The following is a 6679-nucleotide window of genomic DNA, read 5'->3' as shown; positions in this document are numbered from 1 at the left end:
GCGCTCTGGAGTACGGCGGGTTGCTGAAGTCGGCCGTGGCCGACCGCGTGGCGCTCGTTGCAGTGGTGACCGCGTCGCCGCTGGTGGCGTGGCTGGCGCCGGCGCACCTGGTGAAGGGGCTGGTCGCCGGCGTGCTGGCGGTGGTCCTCGTCCCGCTGCTGGCCGGGGACGTGGAGGGCGGGCTCAGACGGGCGTCGCTGGGCGTGTTCGGGGTGGTGTGGTTCCTGCCGCTGGTGGGGGTGGTGCTGCTCGGGGATTCCGTGCTGGCGGTGTTCATCGCGGTGTCGCTCGCGGATATCGCGGCTTCGTTCGGCGGGCGACTGCTGGGCGGTCCCGCGCTGTCGCCGTTGTCGCCGGCCAAGCGGTGGAGCGGGGCACTGGCCGGTGCCGTCGCCGGGTTGGGGGCGCTCGCGGTGCTGGGCGCGTTCACGGTCCCGTTGGCGGTGGCCGTCGCCGTGGGTGCGCCGCTGGGCGATCTGCTGGAGTCGATGGTCAAGCGGGGGGCGAGGGCCAAGGATTCGGCGTCGTGGCTGGCAGGGGCGGGCGGGCTGCTGGATCGGCTGGATTCCCTGCTGCTCACTCTTGCCCTGGCCCTCCTGCTCACCTGAGCGACTGATCGCTCCGCGCAGGCCGTGATCCGGCGCACGATTTGTGAAAGCGATTTGCAAGATTCTCTGCCCATAATTCCCCTATGCCGTCGATAACTGAGCTCAGAGCAGGGGATCCCGCCGGTCTCGGGGGCTACGAGATCCGGGGACGGCTGGGAGAAGGCGTTCAGGGTGTCGTCTATTTAGGCGTGGATGAGCAGGGGAGACAGGCGGCCGTCAAATGGCTGCGACCCGAGCTGGCCGGGGACGGGGCGGCGGCGGAGCGGTTCGCCAGGGAGGTGGCGGCAGCGCGGCGGGTGGCGCCGTTCTGCACCGCGAAGGTGCTGGACACCGGCGTGCACCAGGGCCGCCCGTACATCGTCAGCGAGTACGTCGACGGGCCGACGCTGCAGCGCGCGGTGCGCGAGGAGGGGACGCGCACCGGGCCCGCGCTGCACCGGCTGGCCATCGGCACGGCCACCGCGCTCGCGGCGATCCACCAGGCCGGCATCGTGCACCGCGACTTCAACCCCGGCAACGTGCTGCTGGGCAGCGAAGGGCCCCGGGTGATCGGGTTCGGCATCGCCACGGCGCTCGACGTCGCCTCCAGCAGCGCCACCGTGCCCGTGGGCGGGTCGTTGTCCCTGGCGCCCGAGCAACTCCTCGGCGATCCCGTCGGGCCGGCGGCCGACATGTTCGCCTGGGCGAGCACGATCGTCTTCGCGGCCGGCGGGTCGGGGCCGTTCGAGGCCGAGAGTGTGCCCGCGACCGTGCAGCGGGTGCTGAACGCTGAGCCGGACCTGGCGCGGCTGTCGGGCACGCTGCGGGAGCTGGCCGCGGCCTGCCTCTCGAAGGATCCCGCCCGCCGCCCGACGGCCGAGCAGGTGATCCACCGCCTCCTGGAGCACCCGGCCCCGATCCCGGACGGACTCCACCAGGCGGCCGCCACGGTCGGCGGCACCCCTCCAGGCACGCCTCCGGTGGGTGGGTGGCAGCCGCCCGGCGCCGGCCGGCCCTACCCTCAGCCGTCGCAGGTCCAGTACCGCCCACTGGGCGACCAGCCGCCGCCCCCCACCGGGCGGCCGGTCTTCGAGCCTCCCGCGGCCTTTCACCAGCCAGGGACGCCACCCCAGCCCATGCCGTACGGGCCTCCGCCCCGACCCCCCTCCAACAGGAAGAACTGGTTGATCGGCGGCACGATCGCGGGCGTGGCACTGGTGGCAGCCATCACCATCCTCGTGGTCACCGTCATCAACCTGCCATCCAAGAAGCAGGCGCTCCCCACACCCGTTCCCGCCACCACCACAACATCCCCCAGCCCCACCGTGTCCCCGGTCCCGACCGCGAACCTCACCCCGGTCAGGCTCCCGGGCACCGCCGCCACGTTCTACGAGAGCCCGGACGACCCGGTCAGGCTCACGACGTACATGGTCAGGGACGCCAAGACCAAGGACTGGGTGTACTACGCCCGCGACTCCCTGACGGGATCGTTCACGAAATATCAGGACCAGTGGGAGGCCGTGCTCTCGCCCGACGGCCGCTACCTCGCCGAACGCGGCAAGAACTTCATCGGCCACTACGACAGCGTGGAGATCACCGACAAGACGACGGGCGAGAAGTTCTCGATCAGGACCTCGCAGCAGCCGCTCAGCGCGTACATCCAGGGCTGGTCGCGCGACAGCACCCGCCTGCTGGTCAACGTCGGCAACCCGGTCAAGGACGTCTGGCAGTCCACCGGCTTCGCCATCGTGGACCTGACCACCAGGAAAGCCACGATCGCCTCCCTCAGGGAGGGCTCGCTGAAGGGCATCAGGTACGGCTTCGACGGCGCCGGAACCGGTGTGGTCGCCATGTCGAACGACACCGACCAGCAGGCCCTGCGCTTCTTCGACGCCGACGGCACGCGCGTCCGCCGCATCCCGAACGTGGGCTCCGGCGTCGCCGACTCGCTGTTCTCCCCGTCGGGCAAGCTGTTCGTCACCGACTGCCCGGGCCTGAACAGCGGCAACAACTGCGTGTACGACGCGCGGAGCGGCGCCGAGGTCAAGCGGATCGAGTCACCGTGCGGCGGCCTGGCCACCTGGTTCGACGACGATCACCTGGTCTGCTGGGTGCGCCCGGACACCACGGGCGACAGGCAGCAGATCCAGGTCATCGACTTCACCGGCAAGATGGTGCGCCTGCTGGCCGAGGTCCCGACCGGGGCCGCCGACCTCGACGTCGTCTACACGTACCGGAGCTAACGCACCCGCCCGCGCGGCTTCAGCCGGGTGGCCGGCAGGACGGGCGCGGGGAGCGGCGCCCCGTCGAACCCCTCGACGGCGCCGAACCCCTCGCCCTCCATCCAGTCCTTCCTGAACGCGGCGATCTCGTCGTGGGAGCGGCCCACGAAGTTCCACCACATGACGATCTCCTCGCCGAACGGCTCCCCGCCGATCAGCAGCACCCGCCCGCGCCCCGACAGCCGCAGCCCGGACCGCCCCGGCGGCAGGTACGTCAGCGACCCGGGGGAGACCTGCTCCACGCCACCGTCGAGCAGCAGCACCCCGTGCTCGAACCCGGGCGAGAGCGGCACCTCACACGCGCCGTCCACCGCGATCTCGGCACCCACCAGCGGACTGAACGCGGTGGCGGGCGAGGAGACCCCGCCGAGCGACCCCATGATCACGGTTGCCTCGAAACCGGGCCCCGCCAGCACGGGAAGCACCCCATGGTGCTCGAACGCGGGCCCGGTGTCCCGGTGCTCGCCGGGCAGCGCCACCCACAGCTGCACCCCGTGCAGCACCGTCTCCGGCGACTCCTCCGAATGCGAGATGCCGCGACCGGCGGTCATGAGGTTGAGCTGCCCGGGGCGTATCTCCTGCAGGGTGCCCAGGCTGTCGCGGTGCAGCACCTCGCCCGCGACCAGCCAGCTGACGGTCTGCAGGCCGGTGTGCGGGTGCGGCGGCACGCGCATCGTCGCCCGCTCGGGCCCGTAGGCGTCGACGAAGCACCAGGCGCCGATCATGCGCCGGTGCGCGCCCGGCAGCGTCCTGCTCACCGTCATCGCGCGCGGCCCGCCGAGCGGCACCGCGCGCCCCACCAGCACCTCGCCGCCGCCCGCTGCTGGGCCCGCCTCGGCGCCGCAGCGGATCTCCTGCGGGTCATGTTCCAGGTTGCTCACCCCAAGACTGTACGGCCGCGGGGGAGGCCCGGCTCAGCTGAGGGTCTCCCACCAGCCCTCCACCAGCTGGGCGGCGGAGGTGTCGACGGCCTCGCCGGGCCGCGGTACGACGATCTTGACGTCCCGCGCCTTGGACTCCCGCCACAGCCGCTCCACCGGCTCCGCCCACGGGTGCAGCGCCAGCGTGAACGTTGCCCAGTGGACGGGAAGCAGCAGCTGACCGCCCAGGTCGAGGTGGGCGTTGACGGCCTCCTCCGGGTTCATGTGGATGTCCGGCCAGGCGGGGCTGTAGGCGCCGATCGGCATCAGCGTCAGGTCGAACGGCCCGTGCTCCGACCCGATCCCCCGATAGCCCTCGAAGTAGCCGGAGTCGCCCGCGTAGAAGACCTTCTTGTTCGCCCCGGCCACCACCCAGGAGCCCCACAACGTGTCATTACGAGTGAAGGCCCGGCCGGAGAAGTGCCGGGCCGCCGTCGCGACGAAGCGCAACCCCGCCACCTGGGCCTCCTCCTCCCAGTCGAGCTCGATGATCCGATACGCCGGCACACCCCACCGCTCGAGGTGCGCCCCGATGCCCAGCGGCACCAGGAACGGGGCCTTCTGCGTCCTGAGCAGCGAGCGGACGGTCGCCAGGTCGAGGTGGTCGTAGTGGTCGTGTGAGATCGCGACCGCGTCGATCTGGGGCAGCTCGCCGATCTCGACAGGCAACGGGTGGTGCCGCTTGGGGCCGACGAGCTGCGACGGGGAAGGCCGCTTGCTCCACACCGGGTCGAACAGCACCCGCTTGCCCTCGATCTCCACCAGCGTGGAGGCGTGGCCGTACCAGACGGCACGGAGGCCGTCGGCGGGCGGCGGGTCGGACGGCGGGACGCGCAGCGGGACGGGGCCGCCGGGACGGCGCTGCTCCTTGTTCTTGGCCATCTCGCCGAGCAGGCCGACGGGCGGGGTGGTCATCAGGTTGGTCGGCTCCGGCATCGGGTTGAAGAACGTGCCGTCTCTGAACTGCGGCGAGCGCCGCATCCTCGCCACCCGGTCCGGCCCCGACGTCAGAGGCCGTACGCCCAGCTCGGCGGGGACCTCGCGCAACGCCCAGCCCGCCGCGGCCAGGGCCGTGCCACCTACGAGGATCCGCCGTGCCGTCCGCATTCCTGCCATCGCTCACTCCCCTGGAAAGTCTGTTCATCCCCGCCCAACCGAGCGGGATTCCCCTGTGTTCCCGTCTATACGATATATCGCGATAGTTCAGGCCGCGCTGATTGCTTCCGCGGGGATTCTCCCGGCGTCGGGGGATGCCAGCCACGTCACCAGAGCGGCGACCTGTTCCGGTCCGAAGAACTTACCGGTCGTCACTCCCGCGCCCGACGGCACCCCCTTTCGGGAACCGCTCGATCATGGTCCCCGATCTTCAGTCTCTTCGTTCTCGCCTGGTCTGCGGTTCGGGAAGGGCCACGGGTTCGGGCGACAGCGGTCCAGCGACTTCGACTGCTGGGTCATGACGGGAGCCAGGCGCCCGGGTCCCGGGCAAGCGCGGTGCTCGTGTCCCAGGCTGTGGCCGACTTCGTGGCTGATCAGATAGTTCCGGTACGCGGTCAGGTCGCCGCCGTACTGCGGGACGCCCTTCGCCCAGCGCCGGGCGTTGATGACCGAGCGCTCGCCGTTCCAGCAGGACAGCTCGCCTCCCGTGTCGAGGGGACTGCACTGGCGGATGGTGAGCCCGGGGCTCGACAGCGCGACGCGGACCTGTACCGGGCCGTGGTCGACGCGCTCGAAACGCGCCCAGCCGCGTACGTCGTTGAGCGTGCGGTGCACCTGAGCGGCGAACTCGGCCGGGTCGAACGGCAGGCCGAGCTCCTCCTCGACCAGGTACCGCACCACCTCCCCGCGTCCGGGCCGGGGAGGCGCACCGCCGGGCACGATCGCGTAAACGCCCGACGCCTCGTACGGGACCTTCACCTCCTTGGCCGGCCGCTTGGCGGGGCGCTTCCTGGGAGCGAGGGGAGGCTTGGGCCGCAGCGGGAGCACCGATGGCCGTGGCAGGGAAGGCGGTGGCGGCGCGGTGGCGCAGGCGGACGCCAGCAGGAGCAGCATCAACAGTGTGAGCAGCGGCAACGCGGCCTCCCCACAGATTCACGGTGGGGAGGAATCCGATGATACGTGCCTGCTTGTCATACTTTTCGGGCAGGGCCCGGCTCAGGCCGGGGCATAGGGCGTGATGTCGATGGGCGGCTCCTCGCCGAGGGCGAGCGCGGCGGCGATCTCGCCGGTGAACGGGCCCGCCGTCAGCCCGTACGCGCTCAGGCCCGTCGCCACCACCACGCGCCCGGTCACCCGGCCGATGAGAGCCGGGCCAGGAGCGTACACGGGGCGCAGGCCGACCCTGGCCTCCGTCACCGTCGCCGCGAACAGCCCGGGCGCCACCCGCAGTCCTGCCCTGATCACCTCGTCGAGCCCGCCCATGGTGACGCGCGGTGCGAACCCCACGTCCTCCACGGTCGCGCCGATGACGACGCGCGAGTCGGGGAAGCCCAGCAGGTACGGGCCGACTCTCGGCAGCACCATCGGCCACCACGCGGTGTCGACGCCTTCCATGGTGACGTGCAGGATCTGCCCCCGTCTGGGGAAGATCGGAAGCTTCGCGCCCAGAGGCCGGCACACCTGGCCCGTCCACGCGCCCGCGGCGACGATCGCGTTGTCGGCCTCGAGCCGCACGCCCTCGTCCGCGAACCGCGGGGGTCTCGTTGACGTGGGGCCCTGCGGCGCGGCGGGCGCGAGCGGCGCGCCCTGCCGCCACGACCCGGCCTGGCCCGCGGATTCCCCGGGGGCGGCCTCAGTGTGAGGAAACGGGGGCGGGGCGGTCTCGCCCTCCACGAACGCCTCGCGGGCCAGGGCGTGCAGGAAGACCCCGCCGTCCGGGCCGAGGGTCGCGGCG

Annotated in this window: 6 protein-coding genes; 2 read left to right on the top strand and 4 right to left on the bottom strand. The window is 71.9% G+C overall.

Translation table 11 applies throughout. The features are described 5' to 3' along the window. Positions 1-608 (top strand): phosphatidate cytidylyltransferase (locus AB0J09_RS52070; RefSeq protein WP_360709253.1); only part of this gene is annotated, 608 nt, incomplete at its 5' end. 83 nt (positions 609-691) lie between these two features. Further along, on the top strand, positions 692-2830 hold the full coding sequence (locus AB0J09_RS52065; protein WP_360709250.1) for a protein kinase: 2139 nt from the start codon (positions 692-694) through the stop codon (positions 2828-2830). Here AB0J09_RS52065 and AB0J09_RS52060 read toward each other — a convergent pair. From AB0J09_RS52060 to AB0J09_RS52045, 4 genes are all read right to left on the bottom strand, one after another. Then, positions 2827-3750, bottom strand: a complete 924-nt coding sequence (locus tag AB0J09_RS52060; protein ID WP_360709248.1) for a pirin family protein — start codon at positions 3748-3750, stop codon at positions 2827-2829. The two genes, AB0J09_RS52065 and AB0J09_RS52060, sit on opposite strands and share 4 nt — an antisense overlap. A gap of 33 nt (positions 3751-3783) precedes the next feature. Beyond that, positions 3784-4905, bottom strand: coding sequence for an MBL fold metallo-hydrolase (locus AB0J09_RS52055; RefSeq protein ID WP_360709245.1), 1122 nt, complete (start codon positions 4903-4905; stop codon positions 3784-3786). Between the two features lie 234 nt (positions 4906-5139). Further along, complete coding sequence (locus tag AB0J09_RS52050) at positions 5140-5859, bottom strand: DUF3152 domain-containing protein (protein ID WP_360709242.1); 720 nt, start codon at positions 5857-5859, stop codon at positions 5140-5142. 81 nt (positions 5860-5940) lie between these two features. Next, a partial coding sequence (locus tag AB0J09_RS52045) for an FAD-binding oxidoreductase (RefSeq protein ID WP_360709239.1) occupies positions 5941-6679 on the bottom strand: 739 nt, incomplete at its 5' end.

Source organism: Nonomuraea sp. NPDC049784 (assembly GCF_040659615.1).
GTDB lineage: Bacteria > Actinomycetota > Actinomycetes > Streptosporangiales > Streptosporangiaceae > Nonomuraea.
This window is presented reverse-complemented; position numbering and strand designations above follow the sequence as displayed.

Bases quoted from the DNA above. Each gene is read 5' to 3' on its own strand.
- AB0J09_RS52065 (WP_360709250.1), top strand. From the start codon at position 692: ATGCCGTCGATAACTGAGCTCAGAGCAGGGGATCCCGCCGGTCTCGGG.
- AB0J09_RS52055 (WP_360709245.1), bottom strand. From the start codon at position 4,905: ATGGCAGGAATGCGGACGGCACGGCGGATCCTCGTAGGTGGCACGGCC.